Source organism: Flavobacterium sp. MMS24-S5 (assembly GCF_050320125.1).
Lineage (GTDB): Bacteria > Bacteroidota > Bacteroidia > Flavobacteriales > Flavobacteriaceae > Flavobacterium > Flavobacterium tyrosinilyticum.
The window spans coordinates 3,662,696-3,682,150 of sequence record NZ_CP190016.1; the positions used below are offsets into that span (position 1 = coordinate 3,662,696).

The 19,455-nt window shown below is 34.4% G+C and carries 16 protein-coding genes and 1 pseudogene; 2 read left to right on the top strand and 15 right to left on the bottom strand.

The features are described 5' to 3' along the window. Positions 1-113: 113 nt before the first annotated feature. The gene (aceA, locus tag ACPWTF_RS16860) at positions 114-1,394 is read left to right on the top strand and encodes an isocitrate lyase (protein WP_320492775.1); all 1,281 of its coding nucleotides are present in this window, start codon (positions 114-116) and stop codon (positions 1,392-1,394) included. A gap of 106 nt (positions 1,395-1,500) precedes the next feature. On the opposite strand, the gene ACPWTF_RS16865 is transcribed toward aceA, so the two are convergent. From ACPWTF_RS16865 to ACPWTF_RS16900, 8 genes are all read right to left on the bottom strand, one after another. After that, on the bottom strand, positions 1,501-2,076 hold the full coding sequence (locus tag ACPWTF_RS16865; protein WP_427872240.1) for a Crp/Fnr family transcriptional regulator: 576 nt from the start codon (positions 2,074-2,076) through the stop codon (positions 1,501-1,503). Continuing rightward, positions 2,076-2,396, bottom strand: a complete 321-nt coding sequence (locus ACPWTF_RS16870; protein WP_379796245.1) for a DUF6370 family protein — start codon at positions 2,394-2,396, stop codon at positions 2,076-2,078. Before ACPWTF_RS16870 ends, ACPWTF_RS16865 begins: the two co-directional genes overlap by 1 nt. Positions 2,397-2,399: 3 nt before the next feature. Next, a complete protein-coding gene (purT, locus tag ACPWTF_RS16875) occupies positions 2,400-3,560 on the bottom strand; it encodes a formate-dependent phosphoribosylglycinamide formyltransferase (protein ID WP_427872241.1) in 1,161 nt (386 codons plus the stop codon). Positions 3,561-3,782: 222 nt separating this feature from the next. After that, positions 3,783-5,651, bottom strand: a complete 1,869-nt coding sequence (locus ACPWTF_RS16880) for a peptidase U32 family protein (RefSeq protein ID WP_427872242.1) — start codon at positions 5,649-5,651, stop codon at positions 3,783-3,785. A gap of 151 nt (positions 5,652-5,802) precedes the next feature. Beyond that, positions 5,803-6,396 carry a hypothetical protein gene (locus tag ACPWTF_RS16885; RefSeq protein WP_427872243.1) on the bottom strand — a complete coding sequence of 198 codons (594 nt, stop codon included), beginning with the start codon at positions 6,394-6,396 and terminating at the stop codon, positions 5,803-5,805. Positions 6,397-6,524: 128 nt separating this feature from the next. Next, positions 6,525-6,980: a ferritin-like domain-containing protein gene (locus ACPWTF_RS16890; protein ID WP_427872244.1), complete on the bottom strand. Its 456-nt coding sequence runs from the start codon at positions 6,978-6,980 to the stop codon at positions 6,525-6,527. Between the two features lie 478 nt (positions 6,981-7,458). Beyond that, positions 7,459-8,649, bottom strand: a complete 1,191-nt coding sequence (locus ACPWTF_RS16895; RefSeq protein ID WP_379796257.1) for a pyridoxal phosphate-dependent aminotransferase — start codon at positions 8,647-8,649, stop codon at positions 7,459-7,461. 73 nt (positions 8,650-8,722) lie between these two features. After that, positions 8,723-9,820, bottom strand: coding sequence for a fatty acid desaturase family protein (locus ACPWTF_RS16900; protein WP_427872245.1), 1,098 nt, complete (start codon positions 9,818-9,820; stop codon positions 8,723-8,725). A gap of 107 nt (positions 9,821-9,927) precedes the next feature. On the opposite strand from ACPWTF_RS16900, the gene rsmG reads away from it, so the two are divergent. Next, entirely contained in the window at positions 9,928-10,557 is a 630-nt protein-coding gene (gene rsmG, locus ACPWTF_RS16905) for a 16S rRNA (guanine(527)-N(7))-methyltransferase RsmG (protein ID WP_250834046.1), read from the top strand. 57 nt (positions 10,558-10,614) lie between these two features. On the opposite strand, the gene ACPWTF_RS16910 is transcribed toward rsmG, so the two are convergent. From ACPWTF_RS16910 to ACPWTF_RS16940, 7 genes and pseudogenes are all read right to left on the bottom strand, one after another. Continuing rightward, on the bottom strand, positions 10,615-11,346 hold the full coding sequence (locus ACPWTF_RS16910) for a hypothetical protein (RefSeq protein ID WP_427872246.1): 732 nt from the start codon (positions 11,344-11,346) through the stop codon (positions 10,615-10,617). Between the two features lie 278 nt (positions 11,347-11,624). Further along, positions 11,625-13,251, bottom strand: a pseudogene (gene pruA / locus ACPWTF_RS16915) (L-glutamate gamma-semialdehyde dehydrogenase). A 153-nt stretch (positions 13,252-13,404) separates the two neighbouring features. Beyond that, the gene (gene apaG / locus ACPWTF_RS16920) at positions 13,405-13,791 is read right to left on the bottom strand and encodes a Co2+/Mg2+ efflux protein ApaG (protein ID WP_008467225.1); all 387 of its coding nucleotides are present in this window, start codon (positions 13,789-13,791) and stop codon (positions 13,405-13,407) included. A gap of 79 nt (positions 13,792-13,870) precedes the next feature. Then, positions 13,871-15,124, bottom strand: coding sequence for a DUF5103 domain-containing protein (locus ACPWTF_RS16925; protein WP_427872247.1), 1,254 nt, complete (start codon positions 15,122-15,124; stop codon positions 13,871-13,873). Positions 15,125-15,198: 74 nt separating this feature from the next. Next, positions 15,199-18,102: a DEAD/DEAH box helicase gene (locus ACPWTF_RS16930; RefSeq protein WP_427872248.1), complete on the bottom strand. Its 2,904-nt coding sequence runs from the start codon at positions 18,100-18,102 to the stop codon at positions 15,199-15,201. Between the two features lie 111 nt (positions 18,103-18,213). Then, on the bottom strand, positions 18,214-18,987 hold the full coding sequence (locus tag ACPWTF_RS16935) for a class I SAM-dependent methyltransferase (protein ID WP_008467221.1): 774 nt from the start codon (positions 18,985-18,987) through the stop codon (positions 18,214-18,216). Between the two features lie 80 nt (positions 18,988-19,067). Beyond that, positions 19,068-19,442, bottom strand: a complete 375-nt coding sequence (locus tag ACPWTF_RS16940; protein ID WP_427872249.1) for a GxxExxY protein — start codon at positions 19,440-19,442, stop codon at positions 19,068-19,070. Positions 19,443-19,455: the final 13 nt, after the last annotated feature.

Here is a 19,455-nt window from a genome sequence, read left to right on the forward strand (position 1 = left end):
CGCAGATTTTGCAGATCAGGCAGATAAAATGAGAAAAGTTAGTCCAGTTAAACTGAAAACTAAAAACTGCGACTGAATACTAAACTTACGAACCACTTTAACTAAACTATATTATGAAAACAACAGAAGACAGAATTCAGGAATTGATTAACGATTGGATTACAAACCCGAGATGGAAAGGTGTTGAGCGTCCTTACACCGCAAGCGAAGTAGTAACGCTTCAAGGGTCTTATAAAATTGAGCATTCTATTGCGAAAATGGGTGCAGAAAAGTTATGGAGAAAGTTAAAAAGTCAGGATTATGTTGCGGGTTTGGGGGCGTTGACTGGAAATCAAGCAATTCAGGAAGTCGATGCGGGTTTAGAAGCGATTTATTTAAGCGGATGGCAGGTTGCTGCTGATGCAAATCTGGCGGGCGAAATGTATCCTGACCAATCACTTTACCCAGTAAACAGCGTTCCGATGGTGGTTAAAAAAATCAACAATGCGTTGTTGCGTGCCGATCAGATTCAGATTGTAAATAATATTGAAGATAAAAAAGATTATTTAGTTCCAATTGTAGCCGATGCTGAAGCAGGTTTTGGAGGAAACTTAAATGCTTTCGAATTGATGAAATCTATGATTGAAGCTGGAGCTTCTGGAGTTCATTTTGAAGATCAGCTGAGTTCTGCTAAAAAGTGCGGACACTTGGGTGGAAAGGTTTTGGTTCCAACTCAGGAAGCGATAAATAAACTAATTGCAGCACGACTGGCTTCAGATGTTATGGGCGTTTCAACTTTAATTGTGGCAAGAACAGATGCTGATGCAGCTAATTTATTAACGAGCGACGCAGATCCAAGAGACAGAAAGTTTTTAACGGGCGAGAAAACGCCTGAAGGTTTCTTTTATGTAAATAACGGAATCGATCAAGGAATTGCAAGAGGTTTGAGTTACGCACCTTATGCCGATTTAATTTGGATGGAAACCAGTAATCCGGATTTAGATTATGCTAGAAAATTTGCAAAAGCAATGAAAAAAGAATTTCCAGATAAAATGCTGGCTTACAATTGTTCTCCGTCTTTCAATTGGGCAGCAAAATTATCAGTTGCTGAAATGGAAACATTCAGAGAAGATTTGGCTGCAATGGGATATAGCTTCCAGTTCATCACTTTAGCAGGATTCCATGCTTTGAATACAAGTATGTTCGAATTGTCTAAAGCGTACAAAGAGCGAGGAATGGCAGGATATTCAGAATTGCAGGAACGCGAATTCGCTTTACAGAAAAACGGATTCAGAGCGGTAAAACATCAGGCTTTTGTGGGAACTTCTTATTTCGATGCCGTTCAGAACACGGTAATGTTAGGAAAATCAGCAATAACCGCAATGGAACACTCTACAGAGGTTGAGCAATTTTAATTCTTTTTTTTACCATTAAGATATTAAGAAAGTTAAGCTTTATATCCTTAAAAATAAGGAAGATTAAGTCTAGCTTAATGAATCTTAATATCTTAATGGTTTAATTTTACTTTTTCAAAAGGCGAGCTTTCATTTTACTGAAAAATTCCGGTGTTACACCAATGAAAGAAGCGATTTGTTTTTGAGGAACTTTATGCACCAATGTTCCGTATTTTTTAGTGAATTTTTCAAAGCGTTCTTCCGCAGGTAAACTCAAATTATCCATTAATCTCTGCTGATTTGCAACCAATGAATTTTCAATTAAAATTCTGAAAAAGCGTTCCAGTTTTGGAATTTCAAGATACAATTGTTCCTGATTTTCTTTAGACAAAGAAACTACTTCGGCTTCTTCCAGAACTTCAATAAAAAGCTGTCCCGGTTTTTGCGAAAAATAACTGTACATATCGCTCATCCACCAGCCTTCGCAAGCGAAAGAAAGTACGTGTTCAACAATATTGTCGTTGATATTGAAACTTCTTAAAATTCCAGAGTTTACAAAATACGAATGTTTGCAGACTTCGCCGGCGTTTAATAAAAGCGTTTTGGCTTTGTAAGTATTGGTTTCTAGTTTAGATAAAAAAAGCGCCTGTTCTTCTTGTGTCAGAGAAACGTGTTTGGCAATGTTTTCGAGAATTAATGCCATTATTTTTTATCGTCTATTAAAGTAAATGAAGTTGCTTTAAATCTATCTCCTTTAATTTCTCCCGTAACTAAAGCTTTACTAATCGCATTACAAAAACCTTTTTCTGAGTGTGCATCTCCGTGATCGTGAATTGTAGTTCCGTCCACGAAATAGCTTTTTCCGTCAATGCGAACGGCTAAATCACAGCTTTTACCTTTCATTCCGAACTGACATTCTCCGCAAGAAGCTTCAACGATTGTTGGTTTGTCAAATTTCTTTTTGTCTTGCGCCTGTACTGCGATTCCAATAAAAAGGAAAGTCGCTAAAAGTATATTTTTCATTTTCTAAGAGTTTACAGTTATTAATTTTGCCGTTTCTTTGGCACGCTCTATTACTTCGGTAATTGGAGTTGAAAGTGTATCGTGGCTTAAAACCACACCCATTCTTCGGTAAGGTCTTGACGTCGGTTTTCCAAAAATCCTGAAATCGGTTTTGGGTAAAGCGGCTACTTTTTCGATTCCGCTGAAAGTTGGATTGGCTGAATCTTCTGATGCTAAAATTACAGCACTTGCTCCAGCTTTTTCTAAAGTAATTTCAAAAATCGGAAGGCTTAAAATAGCTCTTAAGTGCAGTTCAAATTCGTTGAAGTTCTGCGTTCCTGCTAAAGTTACCATTCCGGTATCATGCGGGCGGGGAGAAAGCTCAGAGAAATAAACGCCTTCATTGGTTAGGAAAAACTCAACACCAAAAAGTCCGGCACCGCCAAGTGCTTCCGTAATTTTTTCGGCCATATCCTGAGCTTCATATAAATCCTTTTCTGATACCAAAGCTGGTTGCCAGCTTTCTTGGTAATCGCCTCTTTCTTGTCTGTGACCAATTGGAGCGCAAAACAAAGTTGGGTTGTTATTTTGAGTAATCGTTAAAAGTGTAATTTCTGAATGGAAATCTACAAAAGCTTCTACAATAACTTCGATAACATCACCACGAGAACCTGCAACAGCATATTGCCATGCTTTTTCGATATCGCTCTCTGTTTTGATTGTTGATTGTCCTTTCCCAGACGAAGACATTAATGGTTTTACCACGCAAGGAATTCCAACCTCCTGAACGGCTTTTTGCAGTTCTTCTGCAGATGTTGCGTATTGATATTTTGCTGTTCGTAATCCCAATTCTTTTGCTGCTAAATCACGAATAGCCTTACGATTCATGGTAAAGTTTGCCGCTTTCGCTGAAGGAACAACGGTAATTCCTTGTTTTTCGTAATCGTAAAAACGCTCGGTACGAATAGCTTCTATTTCTGGAACTATAAAATCGGGTTGGTGTTTGGCTACGATTCGATCAAGTGCTTCGCCGTCAAGCATGTTGATGACTTCAAAACCGTGTGCGACTTGCATGGCTGGAGCATTTTCGTAACTATCAACTGCAATTATGGTTTGTCCGATTCGTTGTGCGGCAATGACAAATTCTTTGCCTAATTCGCCTGAACCTAGGAGTAATATTTTCATTTTGGTGTGTTGTATTGTTTGAGTAGTAAAAGTAGGGAAAAAGCTTTTTTTAACCGCAAAGTTCTCGTGCTGATTTTGCAAATTAATTTAACCGCAAAGAGCGCAAAGAATTACGCGAAGAACGCAAGGTCAAGTTTTTAAGTAAAAGAAAAGGTTCGCAAAGATATTTTAAAATCTTTGCGAACCTTGCGTAAACTTTGCGTCCTTTGCGATTAAACTTTTTTAGTGAAAATGATCTTCTTCAATCTCAAATTCAGCATCTTTTTCCCAGATTTCCATTTCACAAGGTTTGCAGTTGAATTTTAGTTTGTATTCCAACTCACCTTGTTTTAAAACCAAAGGTTCTTTTACTTTAACACCTACAATGTCTTTTTGGTGAATTGGGCATTTTTTTAACTCGTACTTGATGCAATATTTGGTTGTCATTACACGAGATTTTCCTGGATCCCATTGTAATTCGAATGCTTTTTCGATTTCGGTAACACCGTGGCGTTCGTAGAATTTACGAGCGGTTTTGTTCGAAACGTTGTACATGAAATCCAATTTGGTTTCTGGATAAGGATGTGACGTTTTTACCAATTGGTGTTCTTCGCGAACGTAATTTGCTAGACGAATTTCTGATAATTGTTCGAAAACATTTCTTCTCATTTCGTTGATTTTTGAAATAGGAAGGAACCAGTTTTCAGAGAACATTACATTAATTTCATCGGCGCTGTAAGGTGTGAAACCTGTTTTTGCTAATTGAACTTTGATGTTTTCTTCGATCGATTCGCCCGTTTTCGTTTGTTCTTTCGGGTGCTCTAATTTTACTGTACTTACGTTTCCATCTTCGTCGGTAGCGAGTAATTCAAAACCGTTTTCGTTTTCTGTAAGCAATAAAGTAGTTCCGATTTTACGGATTGCACTGTCTTCTCTTTCAACAATTTTAATGAAAGCAGCGTCGTTGTTTCTATAGATGAAAGTTCCGTCTTTAATTTCTTTCAGAACGTTTGGATATACTTTTCCGTTCTCGGCTTTGTTTACGTAGATTCCGTCAGCTTCATTATTTTCGTTGATGAAGCAAAGTCCGTCACCATTGTTTAATAATTCGCCGTTTTCGATCTCGTAAGCGTTTCCGACAGTTCTAATTAATTTACCAATATATTGTCCTTTTGATTTTGGGCTTTCCCAAGAACCAATAGAACTGTGTCTTTCGTTTACGAAATAATCGGTATAACCACGGTTGAAAGTTCTGCTTAAAGTAGAATCAAAAGTATACGTGCATTTTCCTGAAGAGGCTTTAATGTATTTATCGCTTCCTTCTAAATAGCTGTCTAATTTCTGACGTAAATAAGATACGTTATTTTTAACATAAGCAACGTCTTTTAATCTTCCTTCGATTTTGAAAGAAACGATTCCAGCTTCAATCAAATTCGGAATCTGATCTGAAACATCTAAATCTTTAATCGAAAGCAAGTGACTGTTTCTGATTAAAGTATCTCCGTTTCCATCGATTAGGTTATAAGGTAAACGGCAGTTTTGCGCGCAAGAACCACGATTGGCGCTACGTTCTCCGTTGGCCACACTCATATAACAGTTTCCGCTAAAAGAAACACATAAAGCTCCGGTTACGAAAAACTCTAGTTCAACATCAGCGTGGTCGTATATTGTTTTAATTTGATGCAAGTTTAATTCACGTGCTAAAACAACACGTTTGATTCCGGCATCTTTTAGGAATTTAATTTTATCTGCGTCACGATTATTGGCTTGTGTACTGGCGTGAAGTACGATAGGAGGCAAGTCCATTTCCATAATCGCCATATCCTGAATGATCAGGGCGTCGACACCAATATCGTATAATTCCCAAATCATAGCGCGACAAGTTTCTAATTCATTGTCGTATAAAATGGTATTCATAACCACAAAAACCTGTGCGTTAAATAAGTGCGCGTATTTAACTAGTTCTGCCACATCTTCGATTGAGTTGTTGGCATTAGAGCGCGCTCCAAATTGTGGCGCGCCAATATATACAGCATCAGCGCCACTGTTTATGGCAGCGATTCCTCCAATTAAATCTCTAGCAGGAGCTAATATTTCGATTTTCTTCTTCATTTCTAAAACTTTAGACTTTTGTGGTATTCCCGAAAAAAAGTGTGCAAAGGTCTAATAAATTATTCGAGTTTGCTAGCGATGAAGCGATTTTTTTGAAATTGTTAACTTAATATGGAATGATTTAATTTTAATTTTTGATTAAGAAAGATAATTAATCGAGCGGGAAATTATACCCAAGTGCGAATACGGCGGTAGACTGTTTTGCAGCTGGATGAAAATACCCAGAAATTCCGATTTCGAAATTATTATGTCTGCCGACAGCCAATCCAATACTAAATGGAATATGTAGTAAAACATCGCTTTTATTAAAATTAACGTTTGGTGTAAAGGTCTCGAATTTGCCAATCGACGTTCCGATACCACCTTCAATAAATGGAGCGACCCATGGAATTGGTGCACAAAGACGAACTTTTCCTCCCATCAAAAAAGCATTAGTTGTTACTTTATATTGAGGTTGATTTTGCAGATTTTGATCTTCATCAACAGATTCAAAAATGGCACCAGCGTAAGGTCTTATACTAAACCATGATTTTAGTCCTATAATATATTCGCCTTGAAGATAAAGGCCTCCTCCCATAACATCTACTTCATCCTGGCTTCCATAATCTTCGATATAATAAGAAGAACTTGATCCGTAACCTATTGATGCTTTAATGAAGTTACCTGTTGCTTGTGCTCTTAAATGATTAGAAAATAGGCTGATAAAGAGAACAAATGTAAATAGAAAGCGGATTATAAACTTCATTAGGTTTTATTTGATTAGTTAAGATTTTTTTAGCGCCACAAATGTAAGAATTGTTATCTTAATTAAACAAATAAAAAAAACCGCCCAATCCGAAGACTGAGCAGTTTTCAAAAAAAAGCATGAATCGTTTAGCTTGCTCTCATTTTAATTTGTGATAAAGTATTTTGAATACTGTTTAATTGTTTAGAAACAATATAGATCTGATCGTGCTCTAAATGATTTTCTTCTAGTGCTTTTTTGTATTTTTCAACAGCAGCTTCTTCACCTGTAATACAAGCGTTTATAATGGCTTCTGTGTCGCCGCCAGTAAATGCCGATTTAATATCGATCCAAACTCGGTGTAAAGCTCCTAGTGGCCTTCCTCCTGAGTTGTCTGTTGATTTTCCTAGTTTATTGATTTGATTTTGTAGTTCTACAATAAATAAAGCGCGTTCGCGGGCATATTCAAGGAAATCTGTTTTCATTGCAGGATTTTCTATATGTTCTGCTGCATCTGTATATCCTAATTTTCCGTCTTCAAGGATTGAAATTAATCCTTCTAAAGTTTTAACTGCTTCTTGTGTGGTTTCATCTGTATGTATCATGACTAATAGTTTTTAAATTAATACATTACAAAGATGGGAACTATAGAATGGAATGTTTTACAGGATTACATTTGGGGTTTTATAATATTGTGGAATGGGAATTTTGAAACTTATATTTTTGTTTCAATTGCCTCAAGCTTTAGCTGGAGGAATTAAAAGGATCAAGTTAGTGGCTTTAGCCGAATGCATAGTTTGGCTAAAGCCTATATAGAAGTTTAATTATAACCTCCAGCTGAAGCTGGAGGCAATTGAACCAGATATTGTTTTCTTTTGAAAACGAATTTTTCTCGTTTACGGTTTGCGTGAGGGATAGAAGTGGAAAGCCCACAGCCTGACGAAGGAAGTGCGAGGACTTGTAGCGGATAGCCCGACCCAGAGGGACACGCCCAAAATAAACTCATAAAAAAAAACAGCTTAAAGTATAAAAATGATGAAACTTTTGAACCTTAAGCCGTTTTTAATAAAACTTAGAATATTGTTATGCAGTCAAAGCTTCTTTGATTCTGCGTAATGCTTCTTTTAAAATATCGTTGCTTGTTGCATAAGAGAAACGAATACAGTTTGGATTTCCGAAAGCGTCTCCTGTTACTGTAGCAACGTTTGCCTCAGCTAAAAGATACATCGAAACATCGTTTGCATCTTTGATTTCAGTTCCTTTTAAAGTTTTTCCGAAGAAAGAAGAAACGTCTGGGAATACATAAAATGCACCTTCTGGCACGTTGATTTTTACTCCTGGAATTTCTTTTAATAATCCAACCACTAAATCTCTACGACCGTGGAAAGCTTGAACCATTTCGTTTAATACGCTTGGGTCAGCATCTACAGCTGTAATAGTAGCTCTTTGCGCTACAGAATTTGCACCAGAAGTTACTTGTCCTTGAATTTTTGTACAAGCTTTTGCGATAAATTCAGGAGCTCCGATGTACCCAATTCTGTATCCTGTCATTGCAAATGCTTTTGCAACTCCGTTTACAGTAATTGTTTTTTCGAACATTCCCGGAATTGAACCGATACTGCAGAAAGTTCCTGAGAAATTGATATGCTCATAGATTTCGTCTGCAACTACGTAAATATTTGGGTGTTTTTCTAAAACTTTTGCCAATGCTGTTAATTCTTCTCTGCTGTAAACAGATCCAGAAGGATTACATGGAGAAGAAAACCACATCATTTTTGTTTTTGGTGTGATTGCAGCTTCTAGTTGCTCTGGAGTAATTTTGAAATCTGTTTCAACAGAAGTTGGAACTTCAACTGGAACTCCTCCAGAAAGTTTTACGATTTCGAAATAAGAAACCCAATATGGAGCTGGTAAAATAACTTCGTCTCCATCGTTTAACATTACTTGTGCAATGTTGTATAAAGATTGTTTTGCTCCTGTAGAAACTACGATTTGTGATGGTTTATAATCTAAATCGTTGTCTCTTTTGAATTTTCTGCAAATCGCCTCTCTCAATTCAAGGTAACCTTCTACTGGAGAATAAGTGCTATAATTTTCGTTTACTGCTTTTATTACTGCTTCTTTAATAAAGTCTGGCGTATTGAAATCTGGCTCACCTAAACTTAAGCTGATAATGTCTTTTCCTTGTGCTTTTAATTCTCTTGCCAAAGCGGCCATTGCTAATGTCTGCGAAGTTGCAAGATTGTTGATTCTGTCCGAAAGAATATGATTCATTATAAAAATTTTGAATGTCCTTAATTTGCTGCGCCTATTAAGGAAGGTTAATTATTAATAGATTTTTTTTAGTTTAAACAGATAATTCAGGTTTCATTCCTAAGTCACGTAAATGTTTGAAGTGGGCTACAATAGCGCTTCCCATTGTTTTGTATTCGTAATAGGGTAAATTACATTCTTTTGCAGTTTCCTTCACGATTTTTGCAATTTTACCATAGTGAATGTGACTGATATTAGGGAAAATATGATGTTCGATTTGATGATTTAATCCTCCTGTATACCAGTTTACGATTGCATTTTTTGGTGCAAAATTAGTTGTAGTGTACAGTTGGTGAACAGCCCAGGTGTTGTCCATTTCTCCCAATTCATTTGGAGAAGGATTTGTAGTATGATCTACAACGTGTGCTAACTGAAATACAATACTTAAAATTAATCCCGCAGTATAATGCATTACGAAAAATCCAAGAAGTACTTTCCACCACGTAATTCCAATTACCATTGGTAAAACAATCCAAATAGAGATATAAATAACTTTAGTAATAATAAGGGTTGTCCAAAGAATTTTTGGGCTTTTTGGTTCACCGTATGATAATTTTCTTTTAAGATAATTTCTCATCTGTTTAAAATCGGTAGTAATGGCCCAATTAAAAGTTAATAAGCCATACAAGAAAACAGAGTAATAATGCTGGAAACGGTGAAAACTATGCCATTCTGCATGTTCTGTAAAACGGATAATTCTTCCTGCATCCAGATCCTCGTCGTGCCCAGGAATATTGGTGTAAGTATGATGCAATACATTGTGCTGTACCTGCCAGTTGTAAACATTTCCGGCAAGAACATAAATTGTTCCTCCCATAAATTTATTAATCCAGCTTTTAGTCGAATAAGAACCGTGATTACCATCGTGCATAACGTTCATTCCAACACCAGCCATTCCAATACCAATTACGATAGATAAAAGCAACATTACCCAAAACGGCATGTCAAGTGTAAGAATTAAAAAGTATGGAGTTAAAAAAACAGCAAATAGAATAATGGCTTTTAAGTGTAATTTCCAGTTTCCGGTTTTTTTGATATTGTTTTCTTTGAAGTAATTGTTTACCCGAGAGTTAAGCGTTCTGAAGAACTTCAAATTGTCTTGCCTTGCAAAAGTTGGAGCCGTGTTATTCATAATTGTTTTAAATAGGTTTCAAAGGTAATTATTATAAATTCTCAATTTGCAAAATTGAGTTAAATATTTCAATCGTAAAGTAGTACTTTTGTTAAAAATTTACAGCAATGGATGAGATATTGAAATATTTTCCCAATTTGACCGATCTTCAAATCGAACAGTTTCAAAAATTAGACTTATTATATCACGATTGGAATGAAAAAATCAACGTCATTTCGCGCAAAGACATTGATTCTTTATACACAAAACATATTTTGCATTCGTTAGGAATTGCTAAGATTATGAAATTTGAGCCTGGAGCGACAGTTTTAGATGTTGGAACTGGGGGTGGTTTTCCGGGTATTCCGTTAGCGATTCTATTTCCTGAAACTCGTTTTTATTTGATTGATGTGATTGCAAAAAAAATAAAAGTGGTGCAAGGAGTTGTAGATGCATTAGAATTAAAGAACGTGAAAGCGGAACAAAAACGTGCCGAATTGGTAAAAGGTGATTTCGATTTTATCGTTAGCCGTGCGGTAACCAATATGCCAGATTTTGTTTCTTGGATAAAAGATAAAATCAAAAAGCAACACAAGCATCTTTTAAAAAATGGAATACTATATTTAAAAGGTGGCGATTTAACAGAAGAATTAAAAGATTTTCCGAATGCCACTTTGTATGATTTAGCTGCAATATTTGAGGATGAGTTTTTTGAAACTAAAAAAGTGGTTCATCTTCCTTTAAAATTTAAGCCTTAGTTTGATAAAAAAAAACCGGAAAGAATTTCTTTCCGGTTTTTGAATTAATAGTCCTAACTAAGATGCTTTTTTAGAAAAATCTAAGAAAGGATTTGCTTTTATATTTAAATTATCAATGAAGTTATGAATTGAGTTTTCAGCTGCTTCAACTGTATATTTGAATTCTGTATCAAAGAAAAATTCTCTGGAAATTACAGATTCGTTTGAAGAATCGTAAACAGCTTCATCGCTTTGATCTAATTCATCGTTTTTGTATGGATTAGGATGTGAGTGAATTAACTTTATAATGGTTTGACTAAACCACTTGTCAAATTTTTTCTTTTTAGGCGTAATATGGCGTGCAAGAAGAACCAGTCCAATAAGTTCGCTTTGTAAAAAGTAAGAACCTTTTCTGTATCTAACATCAATCATTCTAACATTCATTAAGGCAATCCATAATGCACCATTTACTGAACCTGAAGCAGATATTTCAAAATCGGTATCAAATAATAAAGGGTTTGTTTGTTCGCGATTATTAATGGAACACCAAAGTGCTTCAATACGTTTTTGTGTATCGGTTGTTGCTTGAGTATACCCTGTAAAACGCCAATAAATCCATTCTAACAATGCAGCAGTTAAACCAATTGACCCTTTGTGATTAATTTGCATTAGAGTGTCTTCAAGGTTAATATTTTCTTCTGATGGATTTAAAAGTTCGTTTATTTTTCTTTTTGTCCATTTGTAATCTATTGGATGTCCAATACTTTTTGATTCCATAATAATCTTAGGAACATTGTTTAGATTTCTCATTCTTATATTGTTTATTTTATTAAATCTTTTAATATCAATTAAGATTGAAGCAAATTTATAAGGATGATTTTTTTTTGACTGGAACAAAAAGTTTTTAAAGTATTAAAATAAGGCAAATAAGTTTTTTAAAGTGCTGATTTTTAAATAAATAAGAAAAGTATTACAAAAATATAATATGCAGAAGGATGTGCGTTTTTATATAATTCTAATTGCAAAAGCAAAAGCGGGAATTTCATTTGAAATTCCCGCTTTTTTATAATCTAAACTCTAAAATCAGATTAACCTAAGAATGGATATCTGTAATCTTCAGGAGTTACAAAAGTTTCTTTGATAGTTCTTGGAGAAGCCCAACGCAATAAGTTTAATGCAGATCCTGCTTTATCATTAGTTCCAGAAGCTCTTGCTCCACCAAATGGCTGCATACCTACAACAGCTCCAGTTGGTTTATCATTAATATAGAAGTTACCAGCTGAGTTTTGTAATTTAGTAGTTGCTACTTCAATTGCATAACGATCTTGGCTGAAAACAGCTCCTGTTAAAGCATACTCAGAAGTAGTATCTACTAATTCAAGAGTTTCTTCCCATTTAGCATCTTCGTAAACATAAATCGTGATAACTGGTCCAAACAACTCAGTTTCCATTGTAGTATATTTAGGATTTGTAGTTACAATAACCGTTGGCTCAATAAAGTATCCTACAGATTTATCGTAATTTCCTCCAACGATGATTTCAGCGTCAGCATCTTTTTTTGCTTGGTCAATGTAGCTAGCTAATTTGTCAAAAGAACCTTCGTGAATAACTGCTGTAATGAAGTTTCCAAAATCCTCTGGAGAACCCATTTTCATAGATTTTACATCAGTAATTAATTGCTCTTTTACGGCTGGCCATAAACTTTGCGGAACATAAGCTCTAGAAGCTGCAGAACATTTTTGTCCTTGGAATTCGAAAGCTCCACGAGTAATTCCTGTAGCTACTTGTTTTACGTTTGCACTTGGGTGAGCAATGATAAAATCTTTACCTCCAGTTTCACCAACAATTCTTGGATACGTTTTGTAATTGTTGATGTTTGCACCAATTTTAGCCCAAATATCTTTAAATACATGAGTTGATCCTGTAAAGTGTACACCAGCAAAATCACGGCTAGCTAAAACAGTATCTGTAATCATTAAAGCATCTCCGAAAACTACGTTGATAACTCCGTCTGGAACTCCAGCTTCTTTGAAGACATCGATGATAACTTTTGCAGAGAATACTTGGCTATCACTTGGTTTCCAAACTACAACGTTACCCATCATAGCAGCACTTGCAGGAAGATTTGCAGCAATAGCAGTAAAGTTAAAAGGAGTAATAGCGTAAACAAAACCTTCTAATGGTCTGTATTCTACACGGTTCCAAACAGTAGAATCTGATTTTGGCTGATCGTTGTAGATTTGAGTCATAAACTCAACATTGTAACGTAAGAAGTCGATTAATTCACAAGATGCATCAATTTCTGCTTGGTGAATATTTTTAGATTGACCAATCATTGTAGCAGCGTTAATACGAGCTCTGTATGGTTCATGCGATAAGTTCAGCAGCTTTTAAGAAAATAGCAGCACGTTGTTCCCATGCCATGTTAGCCCATGCTTTTCTTGCTTCAAGTGCATTAGCAATTGCTTTTTCAATATGTTGTTTTTCAGCTAAATGGTATTTCCCAACAACGTGTTTGTGGTTGTGTGGAGCTGTAATGTTTCTTGTATTTCCAGTTCTAATTTCTTCGTTTCCAATATATAAAGGAACGTCAATTTGAGAATTCCACATTGTGGTATAAGCAGCCTGAACAGCAGCTTTTTCTGGTGAGTTTGGTGCGTAGCTCTTTACAGGCTCGTTTACCGCTTTTGGTACATGAAAAAATCCTTTAAGCATGTTATTTAAAATTTGTGAATTAGACAATTTAAAGTTAGACGATTTGTTTTGTTACGAATAATCTAACGCTGCACAAAAGTACAAAGGATAAATTAATAAATTGTCAATTTTATGATTAAGATAACGATAAAAGCTATAGATGTAAACTATATCTTAATTTAATGCAAAAGGAGCACACATTCTAAAAGTAGGAACAATTACTTTGAATGTTTTTGTGGTAGTAAAATTGATCATATTGAAATGACCTTTCATTGCACCGTAAGGAGACGATAATAAACAGCCAGAACTGTAAGTATGGTTTTCGCCAGGTTTTAGAACTGGTTTTTTACCAATTACACCTTCACCATCTACAACTTCTAAATCATTTAAAGAGTCAAAAATTTCCCAATGGCGAGAAGTTAATTGTACCGAATCTTTACTATGATTTTCGATGGTAACTACGTAGCTAAAAGCAAAATGAATCTTGTAGTTTTTGAAGTATGTGCCTTCAAAACTAGTCAAAACAGATATTTTTATGCCTCGTGTAATTTGAGAAACCATACTAACGCCGTATATATGTGAGTGTTATAGAGGCAAAGCTACGAAAAAAAATCGTTTAAACTAAAACCTTAACATTGTTTTAATTGACTATATTGATAGAGTTTGCATTTCCCTTTCCGATTACACGCTGATAACGGTCTGTTGCCTCTTTGTAATAAACCAGCACGGTGTACTCGTTTTCAGTCTGATAAAAGTTTCCGTCAATAGCATTTTCAAAGTCAATAACCCCTTTTTTATCTGCAACGGTATACTGAAAATTAGTAAAACCTTGTTTGATCATAATAGCTTTTTCAAAAACTCCTTTATCTGTATTATAGTCCATTTTATATTCTGGTGAAAGGCTGTAATTGTTGAACATTCCAGTAATATAAATGTCTTTATTCATTCTAAAAGCGGGAGCAGAAAGAGTAAAATAAACCCAAGCATAATCGGCTTCAATATCGTTGTTAGAACCATTGATGTTCTTAACTACAAAATTTCCGTTTACATCTTCATAATTCGTATAAATCTGATTTCCTCTTGCGGCATTGGTATACAAAAACGCATTGTAAATATCATTCTTCGAACCTATTTTTGCAACATTATTATTGGCTGCTCGAATGTCTTTGTTTTCAAAATACAAAAACTCATTTCCGCCCCAAAACTGGGTTTCTTTGTCATATTTATAAACCAGCTGATTGCCAATTGTATATTGAGGAACAATGTTTTTTATCTCGGTATGAAAATTGCCATTTTGAAGTAAAAGCACTTTTACATTTTGTAATGGAGTCTGAAAAACAATATCGTTAGATAAAATGGCAAAATCAAGATTCTGTTTGTAATCAATATTGCTGAGGTTGCGGCTTCTTTTTACTTGAACTCCCACTGTACAATGGTTTTCATACAAAATGAATTTTCTAGAGAAAATAATTTCTTTGTCTTCATTCAGAATTCGCAGCATATAATTGCCCGAAAGCTTCAGAAGCTGTGTAAACTGATTCGGAAAAGAAAGTCTGTAATGTGTATAAACCTGTAGTGTATTAAACGAATTTGAGAAATCGGTAATTCTCTGATTATCCATGCCAACAACATAGTCTGTTTTTGGAATATTTGTTGGAAACCAATTGTAATCGCAATGAATAACTTCAAAGTAATAATTGGCTTCGTTACCAAATAAATCATCAAATTGAAAGGTAAATGCAGAGCCTAATTCGAAAATAGGAGAGACATTGCTGCCATTCTGGATAAACGAAACCGTTTTAATATTATACGGTGGGTCGATTTCTTTTTCTTGAGCTTTCGCTAAAGTGAAAATAAAAAGAAAAATAAAGCTTGTATATAAAAATTTTGGCATCTTAAAACATTGTAAGATTGTAAATATAACAATTTTATATAACGAAAAAGATGCCATTCTATTGGATTTAACGATTATGAACCCAAAATATATTCTAAGTTACCTTCAATCTCATCATTAATATAACTTTCTTCTAAAAGGGAATCAGATAATAGTTTTTTGTTTTCCTGCAGTTTGATGATTTTTTCCTCAACGGTGTTTTTAGAAATAAAACGAATCACGTTTACTTTATTCATTTGTCCAATTCTATGTGCACGTCCAACTCCTTGTTTTTCTGCGAAAGGATTCCACCAAGGATCCAAGAACAATACATAAGAAGCTTTTGTAATATTCAAACCAACCCCACCAGCTTTTAGCGAAATAAAAAACAACAGCGGCTCTTCTTTTTCTTGAAACTGTTTTACCTGTTGTTCTCTTTTATCAGCAGGCGTTTCGCCAGTGATTTCACAAAAGGCAATTTTGTTTTCTTTGCACCAATCGGTATAAAAATGAAGATTGGTGACAAACGAACTAAAAATAATAGCTTTCTGTTTTCCTTTTACTAAACTTTCCAAATAATTGGTAACCGCAATATATTTCCCAGAATCAATTTCAGAATCCGCATCGACCATTTTTGGGTGATTACTCAACTGGCGTAATTTCATCAAAGTATTGATAATGCTAATTTTGTCTGGAGATCCGTCGGTTTTAAGAAGGAAATTACGAGCTTTAGATTTTTCTTTTTCGTATAATTTTTCCTGTTCAGGATCCATATCACAGTAATAGATCTGTTCTGTTAATTCTGGTAAATCTTTTAAAACCTGTTCTTTAGTTCGTCGCAAAATATAAGGCTGAATCAAGTTTTTTAATTCTGCCAAAACTTCTTCATTCTGTTTTTTCTCAATCGGATTTTTGAAATTTTCCATAAAGAAAGCATAGCTTCCTAAAATCTCCGGATTGATAAACTGCATTTGCGACCATAAATCGTCAAGCGAATTTTCGATCGGCGTTCCGCTCAAAGCAATTTTATGTCCTGTGCTTATTTTATTGATCGCTTTAAAAATCTTAGAATTTTTGTTTTTAATGTATTGGCTTTCGTCCAAAATCAAATAACGGAAATCGTATTTTTCTAAAATAGAAATATCTCGGTGAATGATGCTGTAACTTGTAAAAATCAAGTCGGTTGAATTGATTCTGCTTGCTAAAGATTTTCGGTCATTCCCCACATATTGCATTTTCGAAAAGTGAGGTGTAAACTTTCCAGCTTCATTAAACCAGTTAAAAACAAGCGAAGAAGGTAGAACGATCAAAGCTTTAAGCGGTTCTCTTTCGATAGTGGTTTCGTTGGCAAACAAATCAAAATTGGTGGTTTTAGTAGTAAAGCCTAATTGCTCTTGTACAGAAACTAAAACAGATAAGGTCTGTAAGGTTTTTCCAAGTCCCATATCATCGGCCAAACAAGCACCCATATTGGAATTAAAATGTCCTAAAAGCCATTTTACTCCATCAACTTGATAAGGTCTTAAAGTTGCTTTTATTAAGTCTGAAGCTGTAAATTCAGCTTGATGAATTTGATCTAAATCATTATCAATTTCTGAAATTCCGTCCAAAGCCGTAAAATTGCTTTTTCGTAAAAGTAAAACACCATTTTCTGTTTTGGCCAATTTTGCCAAAGAACCATATTTGCTAAACCATTCTAATGGAATCAAGAAATAGTTTCCGTCAGGTAATGCAAAAAGTCTTTCTTTGCCTTTTATATTCGGAATAATTTCGCTGAAATTAATTTTATAATTTCCAACGGTAATAATTATTTTAATATCAAACCAATCTCCAGTTGTTTCTTTTGAAGCAGAAATGGTATGATTTTCTGTAATGATTTCTTTGCTTTCCAGCTTTAGATTTTCAATAGTAAAACCTAAATTTTTCAGTTTCTCTTTGTTATCAATAATCAGCTGAATGTTGATATATGGATTTGTATTTTCGGTTTCTGAATTTAATCCAAATAATTCATTTTTGATTTTGGTTAAACCAATTTCACTTAATTTATCGATATATAAATTTTCGTCAGGATTTCTTTTAAACTGAATTATTTTAGGTTCGTTGGCAACGCTGAAATCTACAAAAGAATGTGACTTTTTTGCTTTGCTTCCATCAAATGAATACCCATTATAATCAAAATAGAGATTGAGATAATAACAGTTTTTGAAGAAATCATGAATAGGCTGAATCGTGCACGAAATGATTTTATCACGAAGCTCGATCTCAAAACCAGTTGCTTCAATATCTATTTTCTTTGCAATCTGCGGAATAAAACTCTTGAAATAATCATCGACTAATTTGGATGGAATTTCAATAGATTTTTTCTTTAAAAAAGGCATTAATTTTTTTGAATTAAGCTCTTTTAACTGTCCTAATTTTTTATTGATAATCAGCCAGCCTGGTTCATCTAAAAGAATGTCAATTTTGCTGTCCATTGGAGGAAAAATAGTTTCATTTTCTTTTAAAGATAGCGTGTAAGTGATTCCTTCGGCATGTTTGTCAAATTGAATTTGAGGTTCAAAATCAAGTGGCTCAATGCTAATTCTAGAACGATAAAAATCTTTTTCAGGTCCGAGGTTTAAAGATAAAGGAAATTGTTCTTTTACAATTAAATCGTAAAACGAACTTAAATTGAATTTTAAATGCTGGCGAATGGCAAATTCAATTTTTGAATCTTTCTGTAAATCAGCAATTGTTTTGGCTGATTTAATTTTGGCACCAAACTTTTTAAAAATAAATTCAGGTTTAAGAGAGTCGCATGCTGTTAATATTCTTTTTGAATTGGAATCTAAATTGTCAAAAATGATTCCGAAACTTTCAAGCACATCTGGACTTGCTTTTTTATCTAAGTATTTGATTTCGCTATTATTCTCAACAATGTACGCGGTTGGAATGTAGACATTCAGATTTTTTTCCAAACTGATGTCAAAACAGAACTGAAATGATTTTGTAGGTTCCAAGATTTAGGGATTTGGTTAGGCTTGTATTTGAGATTTGGGCAAAAAAATAAAGAGTTTTCAAATCTAAATATTTTGAAAACTCTTTATTAAATGAACTTATATGGTGAAAAATTAGTTTTCCTGTTTAAAGCAAAGCGGAATAATTTCGCCTTTGGCTAAACAGTATTTCTCAACCAATTCTGGTGCAATTTTATTGGTATAATCTTCTTCGATAACAATAAAGCCAATGCTTCTTAATTTGTCGAAATAATCGCGTCCGTAAACACGTACGTGATCATATTGTCCGAAGATTTTTGCGCGTTCTTTCTGGTCTGTAATCGAATCATCAGCAAATGTAACTTCGCGAGATAAATCCTGAGGAATCTGCAAAATTGCCATTCCGCCTGGTTTTAAAACACGGTATAATTCCTGCATTGCTTTTGTGTCATCTGGAATGTGCTCTAAAACGTGATTACATAAAATAACGTCGTATTCGTTGTCTTTGAAAGGTAAATTACAGATGTCTGCTTTTACATCGGCCAATGGCGAAAGTAAGTCAGTTGTCGTGTAATCTAAGTTTTTCTGCTTGCGAAATCTTTTGTAAAAAGCTTGTTCTGGAGCAAAATGCAATACTTTTTTTGGTGCTGTAAAAAAATCAGTCTGATCGTTTAAATAAAGCCAAAGCAAACGGTGTCTTTCTAAAGAAAGTGTACTTGGCGAAAGCACATTATTACGCTGTTTTCCGTATCCGTAAGGCAAAAACGACTTAAAGCTTTTTCCGTCAATTGGATCTGTAAATTTATCTCCTTTTAAAGAGAAAGCTAAAATTGGACGCGCCACATAACTCAAACGAATTAATAAAGGACGCGGGATTGTATTTAAAACTAATTTGAAAAGTTTTTTCACAGTTAAATAAATTTGAACACGAATTTCACAAATTGACACTAATTATCGTTGTGGTGAAATTTCACGAACTTTGATTTGGGTTATAATATTATTCTTTTGTATTTAAGGCTGTCTTCTCCAAAATTGACTAATAAACCAAGTTTGTTTTTTGATGCAGCCAAATAATTTAATGTTTGTTTTATCTCGCTTGTTGTTAATGATGTAATTGCTTTAAGTTCTAAAATAATTTCATCGAAAATCACAAAATCTGCAAAATAGTAACTCGGCAATATAATGTCTTTATAAGCGATATTATATCTTAATTCTCGATTATAAGGAATTTCATTTCGTTTAAATTCATATTCTAAAGCATCACCATAAACCTTTTCACTATGTCCTTTTCCTAAAATTTTATGGACTTCCATACAGATCCCAATAATTTTATAGGATTCCTCTTTTAAATATAATTCACTCATTCTTCATTCTTCC